Annotated in this window: 19 protein-coding genes; 9 read left to right on the forward strand and 10 right to left on the reverse strand. The window is 62.2% G+C overall.

What is annotated here, in order from left to right; translation table 11 throughout:
* Window positions 1-219: 219 nt before the first annotated feature.
* The 4 genes from CNQ84_RS18920 to CNQ84_RS18935 all read right to left on the reverse strand — a co-directional run bounded on the left by CNQ84_RS18920 (window position 220) and on the right by CNQ84_RS18935 (window position 5,797).
* On the reverse strand, window positions 220-1,353 hold the full coding sequence (locus tag CNQ84_RS18920) for an acyl-CoA dehydrogenase family protein (RefSeq protein WP_096006341.1): 1,134 nt from the start codon (window positions 1,351-1,353) through the stop codon (window positions 220-222).
* Between the two features lie 11 nt (window positions 1,354-1,364).
* Entirely contained in the window at window positions 1,365-2,561 is a 1,197-nt protein-coding gene (locus CNQ84_RS18925; RefSeq protein WP_096006342.1) for an acyl-CoA dehydrogenase family protein, read from the reverse strand.
* 63 nt (window positions 2,562-2,624) lie between these two features.
* Complete coding sequence (locus CNQ84_RS18930; protein WP_096006343.1) at window positions 2,625-4,718, reverse strand: 3-hydroxyacyl-CoA dehydrogenase NAD-binding domain-containing protein; 2,094 nt, start codon at window positions 4,716-4,718, stop codon at window positions 2,625-2,627.
* A 284-nt stretch (window positions 4,719-5,002) separates the two neighbouring features.
* Entirely contained in the window at window positions 5,003-5,797 is a 795-nt protein-coding gene (locus tag CNQ84_RS18935) for an IclR family transcriptional regulator (RefSeq protein ID WP_065335774.1), read from the reverse strand.
* Window positions 5,798-6,059: 262 nt separating this feature from the next.
* Between CNQ84_RS18935 and CNQ84_RS18940 the strand changes: the two genes are divergently transcribed.
* Window positions 6,060-7,685 carry an AMP-binding protein gene (locus CNQ84_RS18940; RefSeq protein WP_096006344.1) on the forward strand — a complete coding sequence of 542 codons (1,626 nt, stop codon included), beginning with the start codon at window positions 6,060-6,062 and terminating at the stop codon, window positions 7,683-7,685.
* On the forward strand, window positions 7,682-8,350 hold the full coding sequence (locus CNQ84_RS18945; RefSeq protein WP_096006345.1) for a crotonase/enoyl-CoA hydratase family protein: 669 nt from the start codon (window positions 7,682-7,684) through the stop codon (window positions 8,348-8,350). The genes CNQ84_RS18940 and CNQ84_RS18945 overlap by 4 nt, the downstream gene beginning before the upstream one ends.
* Before the next feature lie 307 nt (window positions 8,351-8,657).
* Here the strand turns inward: CNQ84_RS18945 and CNQ84_RS18950 are convergent, their stop codons facing one another.
* The 5 genes from CNQ84_RS18950 to CNQ84_RS18970 all read right to left on the reverse strand — a co-directional run bounded on the left by CNQ84_RS18950 (window position 8,658) and on the right by CNQ84_RS18970 (window position 13,402).
* Window positions 8,658-9,482: an acyl-CoA thioesterase gene (locus CNQ84_RS18950; protein WP_096006346.1), complete on the reverse strand. Its 825-nt coding sequence runs from the start codon at window positions 9,480-9,482 to the stop codon at window positions 8,658-8,660.
* 205 nt (window positions 9,483-9,687) lie between these two features.
* Window positions 9,688-10,170: a YbhB/YbcL family Raf kinase inhibitor-like protein gene (locus CNQ84_RS18955; protein ID WP_096006347.1), complete on the reverse strand. Its 483-nt coding sequence runs from the start codon at window positions 10,168-10,170 to the stop codon at window positions 9,688-9,690.
* A gap of 66 nt (window positions 10,171-10,236) precedes the next feature.
* On the reverse strand, window positions 10,237-10,536 hold the full coding sequence (locus tag CNQ84_RS18960; protein WP_096006348.1) for a hypothetical protein: 300 nt from the start codon (window positions 10,534-10,536) through the stop codon (window positions 10,237-10,239).
* A 147-nt stretch (window positions 10,537-10,683) separates the two neighbouring features.
* Complete coding sequence (locus CNQ84_RS18965) at window positions 10,684-11,883, reverse strand: 3-oxoadipyl-CoA thiolase (RefSeq protein WP_096006349.1); 1,200 nt, start codon at window positions 11,881-11,883, stop codon at window positions 10,684-10,686.
* 4 nt (window positions 11,884-11,887) lie between these two features.
* Window positions 11,888-13,402: a 3-hydroxyacyl-CoA dehydrogenase gene (locus CNQ84_RS18970; protein ID WP_096006350.1), complete on the reverse strand. Its 1,515-nt coding sequence runs from the start codon at window positions 13,400-13,402 to the stop codon at window positions 11,888-11,890.
* Between the two features lie 238 nt (window positions 13,403-13,640).
* Here CNQ84_RS18970 and CNQ84_RS18975 point away from each other — a divergent pair, with 238 nt between their 5' ends.
* The 5 genes from CNQ84_RS18975 to CNQ84_RS18995 all read left to right on the forward strand — a co-directional run bounded on the left by CNQ84_RS18975 (window position 13,641) and on the right by CNQ84_RS18995 (window position 18,577).
* Window positions 13,641-14,069, forward strand: coding sequence for a PaaI family thioesterase (locus CNQ84_RS18975; RefSeq protein ID WP_096006351.1), 429 nt, complete (start codon window positions 13,641-13,643; stop codon window positions 14,067-14,069).
* Entirely contained in the window at window positions 14,066-15,412 is a 1,347-nt protein-coding gene (locus CNQ84_RS18980; protein WP_096006352.1) for a hypothetical protein, read from the forward strand. Before CNQ84_RS18975 ends, CNQ84_RS18980 begins: the two co-directional genes overlap by 4 nt.
* A 1-nt stretch (window position 15,413) precedes the next feature.
* A complete protein-coding gene (gene mutM, locus CNQ84_RS18985) occupies window positions 15,414-16,226 on the forward strand; it encodes a bifunctional DNA-formamidopyrimidine glycosylase/DNA-(apurinic or apyrimidinic site) lyase (RefSeq protein WP_096006353.1) in 813 nt (270 codons plus the stop codon).
* A gap of 132 nt (window positions 16,227-16,358) precedes the next feature.
* On the forward strand, window positions 16,359-16,691 hold the full coding sequence (locus CNQ84_RS18990) for a multidrug transporter (protein ID WP_096006354.1): 333 nt from the start codon (window positions 16,359-16,361) through the stop codon (window positions 16,689-16,691).
* A gap of 71 nt (window positions 16,692-16,762) precedes the next feature.
* Entirely contained in the window at window positions 16,763-18,577 is a 1,815-nt protein-coding gene (locus CNQ84_RS18995; protein ID WP_096006355.1) for a Na/Pi cotransporter family protein, read from the forward strand.
* 112 nt (window positions 18,578-18,689) lie between these two features.
* On the opposite strand, the gene fusA is transcribed toward CNQ84_RS18995, so the two are convergent.
* Window positions 18,690-20,774 carry an elongation factor G gene (gene fusA, locus CNQ84_RS19000; RefSeq protein WP_096006356.1) on the reverse strand — a complete coding sequence of 695 codons (2,085 nt, stop codon included), beginning with the start codon at window positions 20,772-20,774 and terminating at the stop codon, window positions 18,690-18,692.
* A 264-nt stretch (window positions 20,775-21,038) separates the two neighbouring features.
* On the opposite strand from fusA, the gene CNQ84_RS20695 reads away from it, so the two are divergent.
* Window positions 21,039-21,929 carry a hypothetical protein gene (locus CNQ84_RS20695; protein WP_217350127.1) on the forward strand — a complete coding sequence of 297 codons (891 nt, stop codon included), beginning with the start codon at window positions 21,039-21,041 and terminating at the stop codon, window positions 21,927-21,929.
* Window positions 21,901-22,284 (forward strand): TIGR00366 family protein, encoded by a 384-nt coding sequence (locus CNQ84_RS20700; RefSeq protein WP_245841528.1) that lies wholly within the window; start codon window positions 21,901-21,903, stop codon window positions 22,282-22,284. The genes CNQ84_RS20695 and CNQ84_RS20700 overlap by 29 nt, the downstream gene beginning before the upstream one ends.
* The last annotated feature ends 176 nt before the right edge of the window (window positions 22,285-22,460 follow it).

The raw sequence follows: 22,460 nt of genomic DNA on the forward strand, positions 1-22,460 counted from the left end.
AACCTTGACGTTGTAATCAACCACGCGCTTAACGGCAACGAGGATTTTCATGGACGTTAGTCCTCCACAAGTCTTGAGACGCCCGCGGGCGCATGACGTTAAAAGGGGTGCATAGGATACCGGGCAGAGTGAGCGCCCGAAAGTACAAATTGTCGCTTTGTTGGACAAAAATGCCGGGTTAGTGACCGATTGTCGCCAACCCGGCAGTCCTGAAGGGAATTACGCGGCGCCGAGTTGCGCTGCGTAAGCTTCCAGGTGGTGGTCATCATCACCAAACTGGTGGCTGATCATGACCAGGCGCTTGGCGTAGTGGGCGCCGTTGTACTCCCAGGTCATGGCGATACCGCCATGCAGCTGGATGCACTGCTCGGCCACGTAGCGACCTGCGCGGTTGACGATGAACTTGGCGGCGGCCAGCTTGGCGCTGCGCTCGGCGCTGTCGGCATCGTCTGCCAGCGAGGCGGCCAGAATGGCCATGGAGGTGGCACGCTCCAGTTCGCTGATCATGTCGACCATGCGGTGTTGCAGGACCTGGAACTTGCCGATCGGCACGCCGAACTGCTTGCGGGTCTTCAGGTAGTCCAGGGTCAGGTCGCAGGCAGTGCGCATGGCACCGACCGCTTCGGCACACAGGGCAGCGATGGCGCGGCCGCTCTGGTAGCGAATGGCGTCGAAGGCCTTGCCGGCTTCGCCCAGCAGCTCGCCTGGCGCGTTGTCCAGGAACAGCTCGCAGGCTTTGCGACCGTCAACGGTGGCGTACACGCGGCGGGTTACGCCAGCTGCGTTCGGGTCCACCACGAACAGGCTGATGCCTTGCTCGTCACGGCTGTTGCCAGCGGTACGGGCAGAGACCAGAATCTTGCCGGCAGTCTGACCGCCGATCACAACACCCTTGCGGCCACTCAGGCTCCAGCTGCCGCCTTGCTCGGTGGCCGTGGTGGTGACGTTGGCCAGGTCGTAGTGGCTGTTCAGCTCGTCGAGTGCAACGGCAGCTTGCAGCTCACCGGTGGCGATGCCGCCCAGCAGTTCTTCTTTCTGGGTATCGCTGCCCAGCTGGCCGATCAGGCCGCCGGCCAGCACCACGGACTCCATGTAGGGTTCCAGGCAGATGCCCTTGCCCAGCTGTTCCATGATCAGCATGGTCTCAACGCCGGTGCCACCGAAGCCGCCCAGTTCTTCAGAGAACGGAATGGCGGTCAGGCCCAGCTCACCCAGCTGTTGCCAGAAGGCGGTGCTGAAACCGGCTTCGCTGGCGCTGAATTTGTTACGGCTTTCGAAATCGTAAACGTCGCGAACCAGGCGTTCGGCGGTTTCTTTGAGCATTTGCTGCTCTTCGGTCAATTTGAAATCCACGGTCGGCCTCCTCAGAGCTCAAGAATCATTTTCGAGACGATGTTCTTCTGGATCTCGTTGGATCCACCGAAGATCGACAGTTTGCGCATGTTGAAGTACTGCGACGCCGGGGTGGCCGCGTAGTCATCAACCAGCATCTCGCCGTCGTAGTCCAGTTCCATTTCTTCCGGCAGGAAGGGCAGGGCATACGGACCCAGCGCCTTGCGCATCAGGTGCGTGATGGCCTGACGGATTTCGGTGCCTTGCACCTTCAGGATGGAACTCTCGGAGCCCGGCACGCCGCCTTCGGACGCTGCGGCAACGATACGCAGGGTGCTCATTTCCGCCGCCATCAGCGACATTTCGACTTCGGCGATCTGGCTGCGGAACAGCGCGTCTTCGAGCAGCGGCTTGCCGTTCTTCTGCTGCTTGGAGGCGATGCGCTTGAGGTTGGTCAGCGCGGCCTTGGACGCACCGATACCAGCCAGGCCGGTACGCTCGTGGGTCAGCAGGTACTTGGCACAGGTCCAGCCCTTGTTCTCTTCACCGACCAGGTTCTCGACCGGGACCTTGACGTCGTCGAAGAAGACTTCGTTGACTTCGTGGTCGCCGTCCAGGGTGATGATCGGGCGAACGGTGATACCCGGGGTCGCCATGTCGATCAGCAGGAAGGAGATACCACGCTGCTGCTGGGCTTCGGGATCGGTACGCACCAGACAGAAGATCCAGTTGGCGTGCTGGCCCAGGGTAGTCCAGGTTTTCTGACCGTTGACGATGTAGTGATCGCCATCGCGCACGGCGCGGGTCTTCAGCGAGGCCAGGTCGGAACCGGCGCCCGGCTCGGAGTAACCCTGACACCACCAGTCAGTGCCGTCGAGGATGCGCGGCAGGTAGGTGGCTTTCTGCTCTTCGGTGCCGAACTTGATGATCACCGGAGCAACCATGTTGACGCCGAAGGGCACCAGACGTGGTGCGCCGGCAGCGGCGGACTCTTCGTCGAAGATGTGCTTCTCGATCGGGCCCCAGGTGGTGCCGCCGTGCTCTACCGGCCAGCCCGGCGCGTACCAGCCGCGCTTGGACAGGATTTTCTGCCAGCGCTCGTGGTCTGCCTTGTGCAGGTGTTTGCCCAGCTTGACCTTCTGAGCGATGTCGGCAGGCAGCTCCTGCTTCAGGAATTCACGCACTTCATCACGGAAGGCGAGCTGTTCGGGAGAAAAATGGATTTCCATTGTGGTTCCTCGTTGTAATACGGGTATCCGACGGTCAGCCCGTGGGCTGACCGTACTGATTCATCACAGGTCGGCGAACTTGCGCCCTTCCTTGGCCAGTTTTTCCAGCAGGGCGGCCGGCTTCCACCAGGCGCCATGTTGTTCGTGGAATTCGCAGATGCGGGCGTACACGCGATCCAAGCCGACCGCGTCAGCATAGAACATCGGGCCGCCCTGATGCGCGGGGAAGCCGTAGCCGTTCAGGTAGATGACGTCGATGTCGCTGGCGCGCTGGGCAACGCCTTCTTCCAGAATCTTGGCGCCTTCGTTGATCAGGGCGTAGATGGTGCGCTCGATGATGTACTCATCGCTCAGCTCACGACGCTCAATGCCCTGCTCCTTGGAAGCGGCTTCCATGATGGCCGGCAGTTCCGGGTTGGGCAGCGGGGTGCGCGAGCCCTTCTCGTAAACGTAGAAGCCTTTGCCGGTCTTCTGGCCGAGCAGGCCGGCTTCGGCCATCTTATCCAATACGACCGGCAGCTTGAACTCGGCCGGCAGGGTCTGACGCTGACGGGTACGAATCGCCAGGCCGATATCCAGACCGGACAGGTCGCGCATGGCGAACGGGCCCATGGCCAGACCGAACTTGCGCAGGGCGCCGTCGATCTGCTCCGGGGTACCGCCTTCTTCCAGCAGGAACTCGGACTCGCGGCCGTACTGGAATACCATGCGGTTGCCGACAAAGCCGTCGCACACGCCCACCGGCACCGAGACTTTCTTCAGCTTCTTGCCGATCGCCATTGCGGTAGCCAGTACGTCGTTGGCGGTTTTCTCGCCACGCACTACTTCCAGCAGGCGCATCACGTTGGCCGGGCTGAAGAAGTGCAGGCCAACCACATCCTGCGGGCGCTTGGTGAACTCGGCGATGGCGTTCAGGTCCAGCGAGCTGGTGTTGGAGGCCAGAATGGCGCCGGGCTTGCAGTTGGCGTCCAGTGCTTCGAAGACCTTCTGCTTGACGCCCATGTCTTCGAACACGGCTTCGACAACAACGTCGACGTCGGACAGGTCGGCATAGTCGGTCACGCCGCTGATCAGGGTCATGCGTTGTTCCAGCGCGTCCTGGCTCAGGCTGCCGCGCTTGACGCTCATGCCGTAGGTGTCACGGGCGCGCTCAAGGGCTTTGTCGCGGGCTTCTGAGCTGATTTCCAGAATCTTCACCGGAATACCGGCGTTGGCGAAGCAGATGGCAATGCCGACGCCCATGGTGCCGCCACCGATGACAGCGGCCGACTTGAAGTCGCGCACCGGGGTGTCTTTCGGCAGGTCGTTGATCTTGGAGGCTTGACGCTCGGAGAAGAAGGCGTGAACCAGCGCGGCGCGCTGAGGAGAGACCAGGCACTCGCCGAACAGCTCGCGCTCGCGCTTCAGGCCCTCAGCCAGCGGCAGGGCAAAAGCGGCTTCAACGGCGGAGACGCAGCGCTGGGGCGAAAACAGACCCGGCATCTTCTTCTCGATTTCGGCGCGCTTGGCAGCAACAGCGGCGGCGTTGTCGACGCCGTCGAGCTTGTCGGTACGCTCACCGGTGCGACGCGGACCCTTGCCTTCGGCCAGCAGCTTCTCGGCAAAAGCGATACCGGCAGCGGTCAGGTCGCCCTCAACCAGCTCGTCGATCACGCCCAGATCGTGCGCTTCCACGGCACCGATCGGGTTGCCGCTGACGATCATGTCCAGGGCCTTGGCAACGCCAACCAGGCGCGGCAGGCGCTGGGTACCGCCAGCACCCGGCAGCAGGCCCAGTTTCACTTCCGGCAGACCCACCTTGGCGCTCTTGACGGCGATACGGTAGTGGCAGCTGACGGCCACTTCCAGGCCGCCGCCCAGGGCGGTGCCGTGGATGACAGCAACGCTCGGCTTGCTGCCGGCTTCGATGCCGTTGACCACGTCAGGCAGGCTCGGCTCCTTCGGCGGCTTGCCGAATTCCTTGATGTCCGCGCCGGCCATGAAGGTCATGCCTTCACAGACCAGGACGATCGCCTTGACGTCCGGATCGGCTTCGGCAGCTTTGAAGCTTTGCTGCAGGCCTTCACGCACGGCGATGCCGAGGGCATTGACCGGGGGATTGTTCACGGTAACGACCGCGATGGCGCCTTTGCGCTCCAGAGTGACCACATCAGACATGCTCGATCTCCGTCTGTTTTGTTGGGTGTGTTTCACTACGCGAAATAGCGGAATCATGTTTCGCTAGGCAAAATACAAAAAATAAAACCGCTTGTCGATGCCTCGGGAAAAGGAAATGGGGGTTTATTAGTTAAGGTGATGAATCCGGCCGTCGCTAGCGATGGCCGGATTCATCACAGCTGCAAGCTTCAAGCGAACCCCGAACCGGAGGGGGCTTGTTTCAGGTGGGCACAAAAAACCCGGCTCACACAGGTCCGGGTTTTTCTTGCCGCTTGCAGCTGGGGTCAAACCCCAAGCCTTTCGATATCGCGCGCGAGCATGGCGAGCTGGTGGGCCAGCTGGGTTTTGACGCGCTCTTCGGAGACCAGGTAGGAGGGGGCGCCGCAGGTGAGTACCATCAGGCTGCCGTCTTGCAGGCGCAGCGGCACGCCGGCGGCGTTGACGCTGCGATCCCAGTCGCCGAGTGACAGGCAGAAGCCGTGCTGCTGGTACTCATCAAAGCTGCGCTGCAGCGAGGCCTGCAGTTCCGGCCAGGTATCCGGGTTGCGGGCTTCGATCGCGCTCAGCAGGTAGCTGCGCTCGTCGTCCTTCATGGCGGCCAGATAGGCGCGTCCGGCGGCGGTAGTGGCCAGCGGCAGACGCTCGCCCACATCCATGCGCAGTGAGGTGGATTCCGACGGGCGGCAGTTTTCGACATAGATCATCGACAGCCGGTCGCGGCAGGTCAGACCGACCGAGGTATTGGTGTTGCGGGCAAACTCATCCAGGTACGGCTTGGCCAGCTGGCGCACACGCAGGTTGGAGACGTAGGCATAGCCCAGCGCCAGTACGCCGGAGTCGAGTTGGTACTTTTCCAGTTGAGTGGAGTAGCTCAGGTAGCCCAGCTTGGTCAGCGTGTAGGTCATGCGCGAGACCGTCGGCTTGGGCAGTCCGGTGATGCGGGCGATATCCTGATTGCCCATGACCACGGAACCCTGGCTGAAGGCGCGCAACACGTCCAGCCCGCGTGACAGCGCTTCAACGAATTTGCGGTCCTTGGCAGGGGCGTCCTTTACTGTTGGTTCCAGCTCATCTTTCATCGGGTCATGTACCTTGTGGCGCATCAGGGTGATGCGGCCGAATGTGGTTTGGTGCCTTATCAGGTATTGCTGTCGCCAGCGCGCGGAAAGATATCACGATCAAAAGCCCGGCACAGTGACACACTGATACTCTGTATCTGTTTTGTTAATGGCGGCAGTGCGAAGTGTCTCGATCATTGCACAGCCCGCCTTGAATAGACTAGCATCTTTTTGGTATTTCGTTCCGCAGTGCAAAACAATAGTCCAAAAACAAGAGGCTGAGATGTCTACACCTGAGCACTATGCCGTCAGTGCGCAACTGGCAGAACTGGGTCACACCACGATCTTCGATATCCTGGAACAGTCCTGCAGCCGCTATGGCGACAGTCCGGCATTTTCTTGCGGCGCCGACACTCTGACCTTTAATCAACTGCGTGGCCGCGCCGACGCTTTCGCTCGTTATCTGCGCCAGCATGCCGGTCTGCAGCCCGGTGACCGCCTGGCCATTCAGCTGCCCAACCTGCTGCAGTACACCATCGCCATCTTCGGAGCTCTGCGGGCCGGCCTGGTGATCGTCAATACCAACCCGCAGTACACCTATCACGAAACCCGCCACCAGTTTGCCGACTCCGGCGCTCGCGCCGTGGTCGTGCTCGACAAGCTGGTCCCGCTGGTGCGCAAGATCCAGGGCGCCACCGAGATCGATACGCTGATCGTCACCAGTATGGATGATTACAGCAACCCGCAATTCGACAGCAGTGAGTCGGACGAGGTGCGCTTTATGCAGGCGCTACGGCTGGGCGACGAGCTGCCGGCCATCGAGACGGAGCGCGGCCTGGATGACCTGGCGCTGCTGCAATACACCGGCGGCACCACCGGGGTGTCCAAGGGGGCGATGCTGACCCACCGCAATATTCTCTGCAACGTGCTGCAGGCGGTAAGCATCCTCAAGGAAGGCGATGTGGATTACGGCAATGAAGTGCGGGTGTCGCCGCTGCCGCTCTACCATATCTTCGCCTTCACCGCGAACTGCATCGCCTCGGTGTTTACCGGTTTCCACACCATCCTGATCACCAATCCGCGCGATCTGGATGGGCTGATTGCCGACCTCAAGCGTCACCCCTTCACCCTGCTGACCGGTATCAACTCGCTGTTCGTGTCGCTGATGAATCACCCCGAGTTCGACAACGTCGATTTCAGTCGCCTGAAGTGGGTCAACTCGGGCGGTGCGCCCCTCAATACCGAAATCGCTCGCCGCTGGCAGGCGCGCACCGGCAGCGTGGTGCGTGAAGGTTACGGCCTGACCGAAACCTCGCCGGTGGTGGTCGCCTCGACCTCCAAGACGCCTTATAAAGAAGGCTTTATCGGTCAGCCGGTGATCGACACCTGGGTCAAGACCGTGGATGACAATGGCAACGAAACGCCACGCGGTGAGCCGGGCGAAGTGCTGGTCAAGGGCCCGCAGGTGATGCAAGGCTACTGGCACCGTCCAGACGAGACGGCTGCTACCTTCTCGGACGACGGCTGGTTGAAGACCGGTGACGTCGGCGTGCTGGATGAAGAGGGCTTCCTCAAGCTGGTCGACCGCAAGAAAGACATGATTCTGGTGTCCGGTTTCAACGTTTACCCCAACGACGTGGAAGACGCCGTGATGCGTCATGCCGGTATTCGTGAGTGCGTTGCCGTAGGCGTGCCGGACGAGCGCACCGGTGAGGCGATCAAGATCTTCGTCAGCCTGAACGACGCCACGCTGGATGAAAGCGCCATTATTGGCCACTGTCGGGAACACCTGACCGGCTACAAGGTGCCCAAGCACGTCGAGATTCGCGACGACCTGCCCAAGTCCACCGTCGGCAAGCTGTTGCGACGGGTACTGCGTGACGAAGCGCGCGGTGAGGGCAAGGCGTGAGTGAGCCACTGCAGTTCAGCCTGCAGGACGGGGTGGCTGAGATCCAGCTGGACGACGGCAAGGCCAATGCGTTGTCGGAAACCATGCTGGAGCAGTTGCTGGCGGCCATCGCCAAGGCGGCGGAGGCCGATGCGGCGCTGCTGATCAGCGGTCGCCCCGCGATCTTCAGTGGTGGCTATGACCGCAAGCTGATTGACGCCGGTGGCCCGGCCTGCGACGCCATGCGCGCCGCTGGTGATCGGCTGACGCTGGCGCTGCTGGATTACCCGGCACCGGTGGTCATCGCCGCCACGGGCCATGCAATGGCCAAGGCCGCCTTCATGCTGCTGCTGGCGGATTACCGGCTGGGCACCGAGGGTGACTACCGGGTATCGCTGAACGAGGTTGCGATTGGCATGACCATGCCGGATGGCGCCATGCTGCAGGCGCGCGCGCGTCTGTCGCCGCAGTGGCTGAACCGCTGCGTCCTGCAGGCCGAGGTATTTGCCTCGGCCGGCGCGCTGGAAGTCGGTTTCTTTGATGAGTTGCAGCCGGCCGATCAGCTGCTTGAGCGTGCCCGCGCCAAGATCCGGCAGCTGGCAGGGCTGGACCGTCGTGCCTACCGCGAGACGCGGGCGCTGCTGAATGCGCCGTTGCGTGAGGCGTTTGTCGGCTTGCTGGGCTGAGTATCGGCATGGTTTCTGGTAGTTCGCTTTTCGCCTTCACGGCGAGCTAAGGGGGGCTGCTTGCCCAGCCCCCCCTTAGCAATCCCCCCGGGCACCCGACTACGCGGCCCTTCGGGTTCGCTGCGTTGCTCGATTTATCGGGGAGCCACAAAACTCGTCGCTACGCTCCTCAGACAACCTGTGGCTCTTTTTCCCGACAAATCTGCGCTACTCACCCGCGTAAACGGGACCACAAGCGGTGCACACTCTGCCTATTGTGGAGCGTCTCCAGGTTCGTATCTCTTCCGCTAGTCTGGATGAGGCCCGCCTATTCCTTGAAATACGCCACCTGGGTGGTGGTCAGCAGCAGCTGGCCGTCGTCACTCCACAGGTGCGCGACCTGATCCGAGTAATTGTTGTGCATGCGCGTGGCGCGGGCGTGGCCGAGGACATGGCGGTCGCCGGCGCGCGCCAGTTGCTCGGTGTCGGCGTGGAAATAGTGGGTCAGCGATACGGTGCCGGCCGGGGTGAAGCGCTGGCGGCGATGGAAAATCCGCGGGGCAAAGACGTCACCCAGTGCCGTCAGCGAGGCAAAGTCCAGCGGGCGGGCCGGATTGTCGCGGGTCCATAGCAGGGTTTCGCTGTCGGCATCCTCGGTGCTGTCCGAGCGACTGGGGTCGAACAGGCCGGACACATAGCGGAAATCGTAATTGCGGAACCAGTTGCGTTCGCTGCGCACCAGCTGTGGCAGGCTGTCGGCGGCAGGGGCTGCGGGCATCTCATGCTGCTGCTCGGACCAGGTCTCACGGCGGGTGGCGAAGAAGGCAGTGGCGCTGGTAACCACCTCGCCGTCCTGCTTCTGCAGCAGCAGCCAGTGCTGGGTTGAGCGATTGGTGCGCAGCGGGACGGCCTCCAGGTCAAAGGCACCGAGCTGGACCGGGCCGGCAAAGTTCACGGTCAGCGAGACCGGTTCGCCAATGCGCTCCGGGTGCTGCAGGGCGCCGTTGAGCAGGGTGGCGGCGGTAACGCCGCCGAAGGGGCCGACCATGTTCTGAAAGCTGTCATCAACCTCGCCCTTGAACAGGTTGGTGCCAGCGGCGGTCAGGGCGATGGCACGGTCAAAGGCGTGACTGGCGGTGGGGGAAGCGGTCATCTTCGGGGTTCCGTTACAGCGGGAAAGGACAATATGATGGTCATAATAGGGCGCTGTCAGGCGTCCTGGCCAGCAAGCTTGATGCGGTGAATTCGCGGTCATCGACGGTGGCGAGGGCGCCGCCTGTCAGGGTGGCGGCACCCGTTGCGAGTGCCGCTTTTGCTGCTTGTCACGGCTGCTGAACGGCCGTCAGCGCAACGGCCTGTCAGCCGCGCTGATAGGTGCCGATCAGGCGGTTCATCGCCGTGGCGTGCGGCTCGATCTTTTCCAGCAGTTGCCACAGGGTCAAACCGGCCGGCAGATTCAGCTCGGCGTCCAGCGCGATGACCCAGAAATAGTACTTGTGCTGGCCATGACCTTCCGGCGGCAGCGGGCCGTTGTAGCCGCTGTTGCCGAAGTTGTTCACGCCCTGGGTATAGTCGGCGCAGCCTTCGGCCAGTTCGCTGACGCTGGCCGGGATGTTGTAGAGCACCCAGTGTACGAAGCCGTAGGTGCCATTGGCGGAAATCAGCGGTGCGTCCGGATCGTGGCAGATGACGGCGAAGGACTTGGTGCCCTCCGGTGCGTTCTTCCAGCTCAGGGCGGGAGACACATCAACGTCGTCGCCGGTGTGTTTGGCGGCAATGGCGCCGTTGTTGTCGAAGGCGCTGCTGGTGAGCTCTAGCTCATTCGAAAAGGCAAATCCCATGGTGTTCTCCTTGGCGTTGAAGGTGAAGACGACTGAAACAGGACAGCGTCTGCTGACAGGTGCGTGTCAGTTGATCAGTGCACTCAGCAGCCAGAGTCCAAGCAAGACCCAGGTGATACCCAGCACGATCTTGCGGCGGATAAAGGCGCGTACCCCGGTATAGATCAGGAACAGGCCAAGCACCACTGCTGCAATACTCAGCCAGTTGCTGTTGACGCCTAGCGCGCTGGCAAAACCGTTGATGAAGTCGGAGCTGGCATTGCTCAGCATGGTGAACAGCCAGACCAGGCTGTCGATGACAACGCGGACGACGCTACCGATGGCCGAGCCGAGCCATTCAAAGGGGCTGCTGGAGTTGAGCTGCATGCAAGGGGTCGCTGACAGGGAATGAGGGGTAGAAGCTATCAGCTTCAAGCCGCAAGCTTCAAGCCGCAAGCTAACACCCAAACCAGGACGAGGCAGGGGTTCTCAGCTTGTAGCTTGTAGCTTGTAGCTTGTAGCTCCGCGAGCGCGTTAAACGCGCTCGATCACCGCCGCCACACCCTGGCCCAGGCCGATACACAGGCTGACCAGTGCGTAACGCTTGCCGGTGCGCTCCAGCTGGCGCAGGGCGGTCAGGGTCAGGCGTGCGCCGGAGGCGCCGAGTGGGTGGCCGACTGCGATGGCCCCGCCGTTCGGGTTCAGGCGCGGGTCGTCGAAGGCGATACCCAGCTGCTTGGCACAGCCGAGGACCTGGGAAGCGAAGGCCTCGTTGATCTCGATCACGTCCATGTCATCCAGTGTCAGGCCGGCGCGGCTCAGTGCCTTCTTGCAGGCTTCGACCGGACCCAGGCCCATGACGCGCGGCGCGACACCGGACACGGCGCCGGCCAGGATGCGGGCGCGCGGCTTGACGCCGTACTTCTGACCAATGGCTTCGCTGCCGATGATCAGCGCAGCGGCGCCGTCGTTGACGCCAGACGCGTTGCCTGCGGTAACCACGCCGCCCTCAAACAGCGGGCGCAGACCGGACAGGGCAGCCAGATCGCTGCTCGGGCGCGGATGTTCGTCCTGATCAATCACCTTGGCCGGCTTCTTGCGACCCTGGGAAACCTCGATCGGGTGGATCTCTTCGGCGAAGAAACCGTCGGCGCGAGCCTTCTCGTACAGCGCCTGGCTGCGAGCGGCGTAGGTATCGGCTTCCTCACGGCTGATGCCCAGATCGGCAGCGACGTTGTCGGCGGTCTGCGGCATGGTGTCATCGCCGTACTGCTTCTCGACCCTGGGGTTCGGGAAACGCGCGCCGATGGTGCTGTCGAAGGCGCGGAAGTCGCGGCTGTAGGCGCTTTCGCTCTTGGCGATAACGAAGGGCGCGCGGCTCATGCTTTCCACACCACCGGCTACGAACAGGTCGCCTTCACCGGTCTTGACCGCACGGGCGGCGTCGAGAATGGCCGCCAGACCGGAACCGCACAGGCGGTTGACGGTAACGCCGGCGACTTCCTGCGGCAGACCGGCCAGCAGGCCGGCATGACGGGCGACGTTGCGCGCGTCTTCACCGGCCTGGTTGGTGTTGCCCATGACCACGTCTTCGTAGTCCTGACCCTCGAAGGGGTTGCGGGTGACTACGGCACGAATGACTTCGGCCAGCAGGTCATCGGGACGCACGCTGGCCAGGGCGCCGGCGTGGCGGCCGAAAGGTGAACGGAGGCCATCATAGATATAGGCAGTCATACTCTTACTCCTGGAAATCGGGTGTGGTCAAAGGCAGGTCCAGCTGTACGCGACGACGCAGCCAGGGGCTGGGGCGGTAGCGCGGCTCGCCGTAGTTGGTCTGCAGGTTGTTGAGGACGGCAAGAATGTTGGCTGCGCCGTAATGCTCACCGAAGGCCAGCGGGCCCTTGGGATAGCCCAGCGCCAGTTGAATGGCGCGGTCCAGCGTTTGCGGGGTGGTAATGCCCTTCTGCACGATTTCGCAGCCCAGATTGACCACGCTGGCGATCAGGCGCTGGATGACAAAACCGGGGGAATCGTTGATCACCTCCACGGGCACACCATCGGCGCCGAGGGCCTGGCGCGCCTGGGCGACAACGTCGGCGCGGGCGGCAGGTTGGCGCATCAGGGTGCGGCGTTTGTCCCAGTTGGCGAAGCTGTCCAGGGCCAGCGTGCGCGAGGCCGGCAGGCCCAGTTGGGTCAGCGCGCTGCTGCAGTCATCGCCCAGCGGGGTCACCAGGCAGATGGCGTCGTCCGACGGCTTGCTGCCGGTTTCCAGGGTGGCGCCTGCCTTGCTCAGTACCTCGCTGACCTGGCCGCGTAGCGCGTCATCGTCGGTTTCCAGCCAGAACGGACGGGTGATCAGTACGGTCTCGGGCTGCGCTTCGGCCGGCTCGATCTTCTGGCCGTCTTCGTAGCGATAGAAGCCCTGACCGGTCTTGCGGCCCAGCAGGCCGGCAGCCACGCGCTGGGCGGCGATGAACGAGGGGGTGTAGCGCGGGTCGTGGTAGAACTGCTCGTAGACCGACTCCATCACCGCGTGGGACACGTCCAGACCGGTCAGGTCGAACAACTCGAACGGGCCCATGCGAAAGCCCGGGCCATCACGCAGGATGCGGTCGATCTGCGATGGCGTGGCGACGCCTTCGCTGAGCATGCGCAGGGCTTCGGTGCCGAAGGCGCGACCGGCGTGGTTGACCAGGAAGCCGGGGGTGTCCGGGGTGATCGCCGGGAAGTGACCAGCCTGGCCGGCCAGCGCCACCAGCGCCTGAATATGACGCTCGTCGGTGCGCTCGCCGCGCACCACCTCGACGATTTTCATCAACGGCACCGGATTGAAGAAGTGGAAGCCGGCGACGCGTTCCGGGTGCTTGGCGGTGCTGGCAATGCGGGTGACCGACAGCGAGGAGGTGTTGGTGGCCAGTACACAGCTTTCGCTGACAATGGCTTCCAGATCGGCAAACAGCTTCTGTTTGACCTCCAGCAGCTCGACGATGGCCTCGATCACCAGGTCGCAATCGGCCAGGTCGCTCAGCTTGGCCGCCGGCTGCATGCGCGCGACGGTCGCTTCCAGCTCGGCTTCGGTCAGCTTGCCCTTGGCCTGGGCGCGTTGCAGCAGGTTGCGGTTGAAGGCCAGTGCTTCGTCGATGGCCTCCGCACGGGTGTCGAACAGCAGCACTTGCTGACCGCTGCTGGCGAACAGTTGGGCGATGCCGCGGCCCATGGCTCCGGCGCCGATGACGCCAATCCGCTTGAACATGCTTTGCCTCCTGGAGTACGCTGATTGTTCCGCATGGCGAAACGGTATTTCGTTTAAAGTGGTGCGAGATTAAATCCTGTGCTCGGGGAGTGCAAGTTTGGCGACAGTCTGAACACTGCTTCCCGTGGCATACTCGCCGGCTTCAAACTGGTCGTATTGTGCGCCGTGCAGGCTGCCAAACAGACGCGTCGCGTCCAGTCGGCCAGATCGAGTGTAGAGAATAAAAGGTGTCGCACCCGTGAATCAGGATCATCGTCAGGCTATCGCCCGTACCGTAACAGGCTTTTTTCAGGAGCTGGGTGCCCAGTTGGAAGAGTACTCGGAGGGGCGTGCCGTAGTCGGTCTGACCCTGACCGAAAAACACATGAACAACGCCAGCTCCCTGCATGGCGGCGTCACCGCGAGTCTGCTGGACATCGCCATGGGCCTCTGTGGCACCTGGGCGGCCTCGCCGGAGGAGCGCCGCGTTGCGATTACCCTGTCGCTGAATACCAACTTTACCTCGACCGCACCGGCCGGCACCCGCGTGCGTGCGGTCGCGACCTGCCGCAATGCCGGGCACAAAATCTTCATGGCCAGCTGCGATCTGCTGGACGAGAACGACAAGCTGATCGGCTTTGGTGAGGGCGTATTCAAGAAGGGCGCCTACCGCAAGGATCTGCCGTGACCCCTGCCTGGCTGCTGCCCCTTGGGGTAGTGCTGGAGCTGGGCGCACTGCTTGGCCATGTGCCGCCGCTCAGCTGGGCGGCGGCGCTGGCCTTTGGCGTCTACTTTTTGCTGTATTTTCGGCGTCTCAACCCGTATCCCCGCTGGCTGGGCATGGTCACCCTGGCGGTGCTGGTGGCGGCGGTGTGGTTCGCCCGGCCCGACGCCAGCCTCTGGCCAAAGCTGGCCAGTTCGGTGGCCTATTACACCAGCTTTCTCGGCGCGCTCGGGCTGATGCAGCTGCTGGCCCAGCGTCTGCCCCAGCTGCGTGAACTGCACAAGGCGTTGCTGTCGGGCTCCAAGGTCGTGCTGTATCCGCGTTATGTGCTGGCGGCGGGCAGCATCGGTTCGATTCTCAACTTCGGCATGATGAATCTGCTTTGCGGCACCCTGACCGATCATCTCAAGCGTTATCCGCTCAGTGACGAGCAACGCCGGGCCGGGTTGCGTAGCGTCATGGTGACGACCCTGCGCGGCTTTGCCCTGGTGCCGCTGCTGGCGCCGACCAGTGTGACCATCGCCATCATCTCGCGCGAGATGCCGGAGCAGTCCTGGAGCACCATGGTGCCCTATGGTGCGGTTGCGGCGCTGATGATGATCGTGGTCGGCTGGCGCCGGGAAACCACAGGCTTGCTCGCGCTGCGTGACAACATCGGCGATACCAGCAAGGCTGACGGCATGCCGCAATTGCTGATTGGCAGCCTGCTGGGGCTGGGCGCCATCGGACTGCTGGCTTCGGTGACCGATCTCAGTGCCTCCCAGGCTGCCATGGTGCTGGTGCCGGCCGGCGTTGTCAGTTATCTGCTGTGGCGCGAGCGCTCGCCGCGGACCGTGGTAGAGGAGGTGACCGGCAACATGGTCAGCATGCACAACGAGATGTTCATCTTCGGTTGTGCGGCGCTGCTGGGCGGTGTGCTGGGGGCGGTGGCGCCACTGGAAGAGATTGCTGCCTGGCTGGCGCAGGAACCCAAATACAATGTACTGCTGGCCATCGGTACGCTGTTCAGTACCATCGTGCTGGCCGTCTTGGGGCTGGCGCCGATTGTCTCGCTGTCGCTGACCGCCGGACTGCTGGCGCAGCTGGCCCATCTTGGTGTGCCGATCATGACGCCGGCGGTGGGCCTGATGTGCGGCTTCTCGCTGGCCATGATCTTCTCGCCCTTTGGGCCTTCCACCCTTATTCTGTCGCGCTACAGTGGTGAGTCGCCTTACCGGGTGGCCTTCGGCTGGAACGGGCGCTTTGTCGCCAGTGTCATGCCGTTGCTGCTGTTGCTGATCTTCTTCACCTACTGGCAGCAGAGTTGAGATGCCTGAATTACCTGAGGTCGAAACCACAAGGCGCGGTATTGCGCCTCATCTGCAAGGGCAGCGAGTCACTCGCCTGGTGGTGCGTGAGCGCCGTTTGCGCTGGCCCATCCCGGAGGACCTGGCCATCCAGATAGAGGGCCAGTGCTTCGAGGCGATTGAGCGCCGGGCCAAGTATCTGCTCATGCGCATTGGCGGTGGCACGCTGATCGGTCACCTGGGCATGTCCGGCAGTCTGCGGCTGGTGGCCGCCGGCACGCCGGCCGGCAAGCATGATCACGTCGATATCGAGCTGGCGTCGGGTATGGTGCTGCGCTACACCGACCCGCGTCGCTTTGGTGCGCTGCTCTGGGCGCGGGCTGACGAACCTCACGCGCTGCTGGGCAAGCTGGGGCCAGAGCCGCTGTCGGCGGCCTTTGACGGCGAGCGTCTTTATCAGCTCTCGCGCGGTAAGAGTACGGCGGTCAAGCCGTTCATCATGGACAACGCCGTGGTGGTGGGGGTGGGTAACATCTATGCCAGTGAAGCGCTATTTGCCGCTGGCATCGATCCGCGCCGCGAGGCCGGGCGTATCAGTCGGCAGCGCTATCTGCGTCTGGCCGAGGAGATCAAGCGTATTCTGGCGGCCGCCATCGAACGCGGTGGCACGACGCTGCGGGATTTTGTTGGCGGCGACGGGCAGCCCGGCTATTTCAAGCAGGAGCTGTTCGTTTATGGGCGCGGCGGCCAGCTGTGCAAGCAGTGCGGCACCACGCTGTCGGAAGTCCGTTTGGGGCAGCGTAGTTCGGTATTTTGTCGCAACTGTCAGCGCTGATAAGCGGCATTTGCAGTCGGTGCGTTCCGTATTTGTCCGATTGTGCCTACAATGAAGTCGATGCCATCGATCCAGAGGAGTTGGGTCGGGCGACAAGAACCATGCCTTTCGGGCCACAACCAGGGATTAACTATGCGCCTGTTACGTCATTCCACCGCACTTATTGCCGGCCTGCTGATGAGCGCCAGCGTCATGGCTGCGGACTCCTACAACGATTATCACCAGGACGAGCCGGGCTACTTCGCCATGGTCGGTGATCTGGTCATCGCCCGCCCGTTGCTGCTCGGCGTGACGCTGGTCGGCGCTGGGGCCTTCCTGGTCAGCCTGCCGTTCAGTGCCATGGGTGGCAATGTTGGCGAAGCCGGTCACGAGCTGGTTATTCGCCCCGCAGAAGAAACCTTCGTACGCTGCCTGGGTTGCTCCCGTGCCGGCTACGGCCGCAAGCAGCAGGACGAGACTCGCTGAGCTGCGGGCACCGTGTGCCTCGATGGGGCTCGCTGGCGCAGGGACCGGCCGTCTTGTAACGGAGGTCTCGCATGAGTGAGCCTCGCTCGCTGCCGGCACCGGCAGCGTTGCTGCGTCCGGCCGGGCTGTTGCTCGGCCTGGTCGTGGTCGTTCTGTTATTTCTGCGACATCCCTCCCTGGCCCAGCTGTTCGCTGGTGTTGCCCTGTTTCTGCTGGGCATGCGCTACCTCGAAGACGGCTTTCGCGCTTTTACCGGCGGCGCGCTGGAGCGCTGGCTGGCAGCCAGCACGGACCGTCTCTGGAAGAGCCTGACCTTTGGAACCCTGAGTACCGCGCTGGTGCAATCCAGCTCGCTGGTCACTCTGCTCAGTATCGCCTTCCTTAGTGCCGGCCTGATCAGCCTGACGGCAGGTATCGGCATTGTCTTTGGTGCCAACCTCGGCACCACCACCGGGGCCTGGCTGATTGCGCTGGTTGGTCTCAAGCTGGACCTGGCCCAGGTTGGCATGCCGCTGCTGGTGTTTGGCGTGGTGCTGGAGCGCCATCGTCAGGCTCGCTGGCGCGGTACCGGGCAGGTGCTGCTGGGAATCGGGCTGCTGTTTCTCGGGATAGACCAGATGAAGGCCGGCTTTGCCGGGCTGGATCAGGTGTTCGATCTGACGGCATATCAGGTCGAAGGCTGGCGCGGCATTGCCCTGTACGCCGTGCTGGGTACCCTGGCCACCGTGCTGATGCAGTCCAGCCATGCCACCCTGATGATCACCCTGGCGGCGCTGGCCAGCGGCCAGCTGGATTACAGCAATGCCCTGGCCATGGCCGTGGGGGCCAACCTGGGCACCACCGTGACCGCGCTGATTGCGGCGCTGGGTGCCAACAACGCCGGGCGTCAGCTGGCGGCGGCGCATATTCTGTTCAACCTGCTGACGGGGCTGGTGGCGTTGGCGGTGTTGCCGCTGCTGGCTCACCTGGTGGACTGGCTGGCGGACTGGATGGGTATGCAGGCAACCGCTTACACCCTCAAGCTGGCACTGTTTCACACCCTGTTCAATCTGCTTGGCCTGGCGCTGATGTTGCCCATGTTGCCGGTGTTGGTGCGCCTGCTACCGCGCTGGCTGCCGGCTCCGGCACTGGTCTCCGGCGAGGACCTGGCCGAGCAACCACGCTCCCGTGCCCTGTATTTGGACGAGGCGGCGCGGCGGCATGCTGATACCGCGCTCAAGGTACTGCAGCAGGAGCTGGGGCATCTGGCCGCAAACAGTCGACAGGTGATTGCCTCGGCGCTGTATTTGCCGCCGGAGTTTCGTCAGGACATGACCCGCGAGCGCGCCCTCAGCGAGCCGTTGCCGGTACCGCCGCTAGCCGAGCGGGAGGATGCGGATGCGCTGTATCACCAGCACATCAAAGGTATCTACGCGGATATCGTCGACTTTCTCAGTCATCTGGATTGTGATCCCTTGCCCGAGCAGCAGCAGGCGCTGATGCAGTTGAATCTGGCCGCACGGGATCTGGTCGAGGCGGTCAAGGCGGCCAAGCACCTGCAGAGCAACTTGCGCAAGCATATCGACAGTCAGCGCCCGGCGCTGCGCGAAGGTTACCGCCAGTTGCGTGAGCAGGGGCGTTTGCTGCTCAGCGATCAGGCGCGGCGTGACGCCGATGGCTTGTCTGTGACAGTTGAGCAGCAACGCTCCGACGCCTATGTGGATCAGCAGCAGCTGTTCCGCAGTCAGTTCGAACAGCGTCTGAACCAGCAGTTGCGTGCTGGCGAGCTGGACGGCTGGCAGGCCACCAGCCTGCTGAATGATCTGCACTACCTGCTGGAATCCAGCGCCAACCTGCGCGCAGCCCACGACGCCCTGGCTATTCCAGGCGACCTGGCCGAGGCCTGAGCTCTGACGGATATCTGGTGTGGCGACGTTTGTCCGGTGCCATAACACGCGCCCATAAAAAAACGCCTGATGCGGGGCATCAGGCGTTTTTCGGCGCAGAGTAACGCGAGCCTTATTTGGCAGCGCGCTTCTCTTTCTCCTTGGCGATCACGGTCTCGGCAACGTTGGCCGGGCACGCGGAGTAGTGCGAGAACTCCATGGAGAACTGACCACGACCGGAGGTCATGGTACGCAGGGTGCTGATGTAGCCGAACATTTCTGCCAGCGGTACGTCAGCCTTGATGCGAACGCCAGTTACACCGGCTTCCTGGCCAGCGATCATGCCGCGGCGACGGTTCAGGTCACCGATCACGTCACCAACGTGGTCTTCAGGCGTGAACACGTCTACCTTCATGACCGGCTCCAGCAGCTGCGGGCCAGCTTTGGGCATGGACTGACGGAAGGCACCCTTGGCGGCGATTTCGAACGCGATGGCCGAGGAGTCAACGGCGTGGAAGCCACCATCTTTCAGCTCGAAGTCAACGTCCAGAACCGGGAAGCCAGCCAGCGGGCCAGTGCCCATCAGAGAGGCAAAGCCCTTCTCGATGGCCGGGAAGAATTCCTTCGGTACGTTACCGCCAACAACGCTGGACTTGAAGGTGAAGCCGGAGTTCGGCTCGCCGGGACGGATGACGTAGTCGATCTTACCGTACTGACCAGAACCACCCGACTGCTTCTTGTGGGTGTAGCTGTCTTCCACTTCACGGGTAATGGTTTCGCGGTAGGCAACCTGCGGTTGGCCTACAACCAGCTCAACGCCGTAGGTACGCTTGAGGATGTCGACCTTGATGTCCAAGTGCAGCTCGCCCATGCCCTTGAGGATGGTTTCGCCGGAATCCGGATCGGTTTCAACACGGAAAGTCGGATCTTCAGCAACCATCTTGCCGATGGCAACGCCCATTTTCTCGGTGGAGCCCTTGTCTTTCGGCTCAACGGAGATGGAGATTACCGGCTCGGGGAAGACCATTGCTTCCAGGGTGCAGGGGTGCTTCGGATCACACAGGGTGTGACCGGTCTGAACGTTCTTCATGCCCACGATGGCGATGATGTCGCCCGCGGTCGCGAAGGTCAGTTCGTTACGCTCGTCTGCCTGCATTTCCACCATACGGCCGACACGCTCGGTCTTGCCGGTGAACGAGTTCAGGATGGTGTCACCCTTGTTCAGGTTACCGGAGTAGATGCGGCAGAAGGTCAGGGCGCCGAAACGGTCGTCCATGATCTTGAATGCCAGAGCGCGGAAGGGCTCGTCGGCAGAGACAATGGCGTGCTTGCCGGTGGGGTTACCTTCTTCGTCCGTCAGCGGCTGCGGGTTAACCTCAGTCGGCGACGGCAGGTAATCAACAACGGCGTCGAGCAGCAGTTGCATGCCCTTGTTCTTGAAGGCCGAGCCACAGTAGGTCGGGAAGAACGCCAGTTCCAGGGTACCCTTACGAATGCAGCGCTTGATGTCGTCGATGGCCGGCTCTTCGCCGTCCATGTAGGCCATCATTAGGTCGTCGTCCATTTCTACGGCGCTTTCGATCAGCTGCTCGCGGTACATTTCAACGTCGTCGGCCATGTCAGCCGGTACGTCTTCAACCTTGTAGTTTTCCGGCAGACCGGTTTCGTCCCAGATGTAGGCCTTGCGGGTCAGCAGGTCAACCACACCGGAGAAAGTGTCTTCGCGGCCAATCGGCAGGGTCATGATCAGCGGCTTGGCACCCAGTACGTTCTTGACCTGCTCGGTTACGCGCAGGAAGTCTGCACCGATGCGGTCCAGCTTGTTGACGAAGATCAATCGGGAAACTTTGGAGTCGTTCGCGTAGCGCCAGTTGGTTTCGGACTGGGGCTCAACGCCGCCGGAACCACAGAATACGCCGATACCGCCGTCGAGCACTTTCAGCGAGCGATACACTTCAACGGTGAAGTCAACGTGGCCGGGGGTGTCGATGACGTTGAAGCGGTGGCCTTTCCAGAAGCAGCTGACAGCAGCGGACTGAATGGTAATACCGCGCTCGGCTTCCTGTTCCATGAAGTCGGTGGTGGACTCACCCTCGTGTGTTTCACCCAGCTTGTGGATCTTGCCGGTGAGTTTGAGGATACGTTCGGTAGTAGTTGTCTTACCGGCATCAACGTGGGCGAAGATACCAATATTGCGGTAGAGGGATAGATCAGTCATGGCAGTCTCTGATAGCCGGGTGAAAAAACAGGCGGTCAATATACAGGAATCGGAAAAGAAACTCTCGGCTTTTACGATGAAATAGTGTTAAGCCCTCTGCCGCCTGTCTGGCAGCAGAGGGCATGGATCATGGGTATGCGCAATTATGGTTCATCAATCAGGCTAATCTCGCGGCGTGCAGGGTGCTCGACTGTTAAGGTTTCCGCTTTTTTTGCAGCAGTACTGTCATTCATCCTGATACCAATCGAGCGAGCGGAGAGTCACGTGGCCGCTACCAATAATGTAGAACAGGGCGACGAAGCCGTCGTTGAAGAGCGGGTCGGCTTTCAGATGCCGCACATCTACGTCATTCTTTTTGTCTTTACCGCTATCGCGGCGGTGCTCACGCACTTTATCCCGGCGGGTCTGTACGATCGCGTGACCCTGGAGAACGGCCGGGTTGCGATTAACCCGGAGAGCTATCGTCAGGTCGAGTCTACCCCGGTCAGCCTGGAGCAGTTCATGCTGGCGATTCCGCAGGGGCTTGTCGACGCCTCCATGGTGGTGTTTTTCACCTTTATCATCGGCGGCATGTTCATGGTCATTCGCACCACGGGGGTGATTGATATCGCCGTGGACAAGCTGACCCGCCGCTTTGCCAACCGCTCGGTACTGATCCTGCCGGTGTTGATGCTGACCTTCTCGGTGGTCGCAACCCTGATCGGTACCCAGGAGCTGGCGCTGGTCTATGTCCCGGTTATCCTGCCCCTGATGATCGCACTGCGGTTTGACAGTATGACGGCTGTCGGTGTCGCCTTGCTGGCCACCACGGCCGGATTCTCTGCCGGGGTGCTCAACCCGATCAACACCGGCCTGGGTCAGATGATCGCCGAGGTGCCGATCTACTCCGGCGCCGGTCTACGTTCGCTGCTGTTTCTGCTGCTGGTCGGCTCCGGTGTGCTCTATATCACCCGCTATGCTCTGAAGGTGCGGGCCAACCCCGAACTGAGCCTGATGGCCGGTGACAGTAAGGAAGCGGAGAAGCGCCGACACTATCAGAACGAGGACATCGGTGAGCCGATGCACTTCAGTCCTCATCTGTGGTCTGGCGCGGGCCGTGGCGGTGATGCTGGAGCAGGGGCAGGTGATGGATACCCTGGTGTTTGGCCTGGGTAATCTGGTCGGCTCCTTCCCCGAGACGCTGGCCGCCGTGGGCATGTTCATTTCCCAGGTAGGCTTCAATTTTGTGATTCCGTCAGGAAGCGGCCAGGCACTGGTGACCATGCCGATCATGGCACCGCTGTCCGACCTGATCGGTGTCACGCGTCAGACGGCGGTGCTGGCCTATCAGCTGGGTGACGGCCTGTCGAACATCCTCTATCCGACCTCGGGCTACTTTATGGCCACACTGGCGCTGGGTGGCGTCACCTGGGATCGCTGGGTGCGCTTCTTCCTGCCGCTGTTCGGCATCTGGATCGGCATTTCCCTGTGCTTTGTTATCTATGCTCAAGTGGTGGGCTGGACCGGCTGAGCTAGGGTCTGTTGGCGTTTCGTTCACCCGCCTGCCGGGGGGCATTTTTCGGCCAGGCAAGGCGGAGGAAGCGAAGTGTAGTCGCTCTACATAAGCGACCGACAACGCAGCATGGCCGAAAAATGGCCCCGGCCCTCCGGGTGGGGCCGCCGAGGTTGCGCCTGTAAAGCCGCCAC

The sequence above is a fragment of the Pseudomonas abyssi genome (genome assembly GCF_002307495.1).
Lineage (GTDB): Bacteria > Pseudomonadota > Gammaproteobacteria > Pseudomonadales > Pseudomonadaceae > Halopseudomonas > Halopseudomonas abyssi.

Excerpts from the sequence above, each read along its gene's own strand:
- CNQ84_RS18925 (WP_096006342.1), bottom strand. The coding sequence starts at position 2,561 with ATGGAAATCCATTTTTCTCCCGAACAGCTCGCCTTCCGTGATGAAGTG.
- CNQ84_RS18930 (WP_096006343.1), bottom strand. The coding sequence starts at position 4,718 with ATGTCTGATGTGGTCACTCTGGAGCGCAAAGGCGCCATCGCGGTCGTT.
- CNQ84_RS18935 (WP_065335774.1), bottom strand. The coding sequence starts at position 5,797 with ATGAAAGATGAGCTGGAACCAACAGTAAAGGACGCCCCTGCCAAGGAC.
- CNQ84_RS18940 (WP_096006344.1), top strand. The coding sequence starts at position 6,060 with ATGTCTACACCTGAGCACTATGCCGTCAGTGCGCAACTGGCAGAACTG.
- CNQ84_RS18950 (WP_096006346.1), bottom strand. The coding sequence starts at position 9,482 with ATGACCGCTTCCCCCACCGCCAGTCACGCCTTTGACCGTGCCATCGCC.
- CNQ84_RS18955 (WP_096006347.1), bottom strand. The coding sequence starts at position 10,170 with ATGGGATTTGCCTTTTCGAATGAGCTAGAGCTCACCAGCAGCGCCTTC.
- CNQ84_RS18960 (WP_096006348.1), bottom strand. The coding sequence starts at position 10,536 with ATGCAGCTCAACTCCAGCAGCCCCTTTGAATGGCTCGGCTCGGCCATC.
- CNQ84_RS18965 (WP_096006349.1), bottom strand. The coding sequence starts at position 11,883 with ATGACTGCCTATATCTATGATGGCCTCCGTTCACCTTTCGGCCGCCAC.
- CNQ84_RS18970 (WP_096006350.1), bottom strand. The coding sequence starts at position 13,402 with ATGTTCAAGCGGATTGGCGTCATCGGCGCCGGAGCCATGGGCCGCGGC.
- mutM (WP_096006353.1), top strand. The coding sequence starts at position 15,414 with ATGCCTGAATTACCTGAGGTCGAAACCACAAGGCGCGGTATTGCGCCT.
- CNQ84_RS18990 (WP_096006354.1), top strand. The coding sequence starts at position 16,359 with ATGCGCCTGTTACGTCATTCCACCGCACTTATTGCCGGCCTGCTGATG.
- CNQ84_RS18995 (WP_096006355.1), top strand. The coding sequence starts at position 16,763 with ATGAGTGAGCCTCGCTCGCTGCCGGCACCGGCAGCGTTGCTGCGTCCG.
- fusA (WP_096006356.1), bottom strand. The coding sequence starts at position 20,774 with ATGACTGATCTATCCCTCTACCGCAATATTGGTATCTTCGCCCACGTT.
- CNQ84_RS20700 (WP_245841528.1), top strand. The coding sequence starts at position 21,901 with ATGGATACCCTGGTGTTTGGCCTGGGTAATCTGGTCGGCTCCTTCCCC.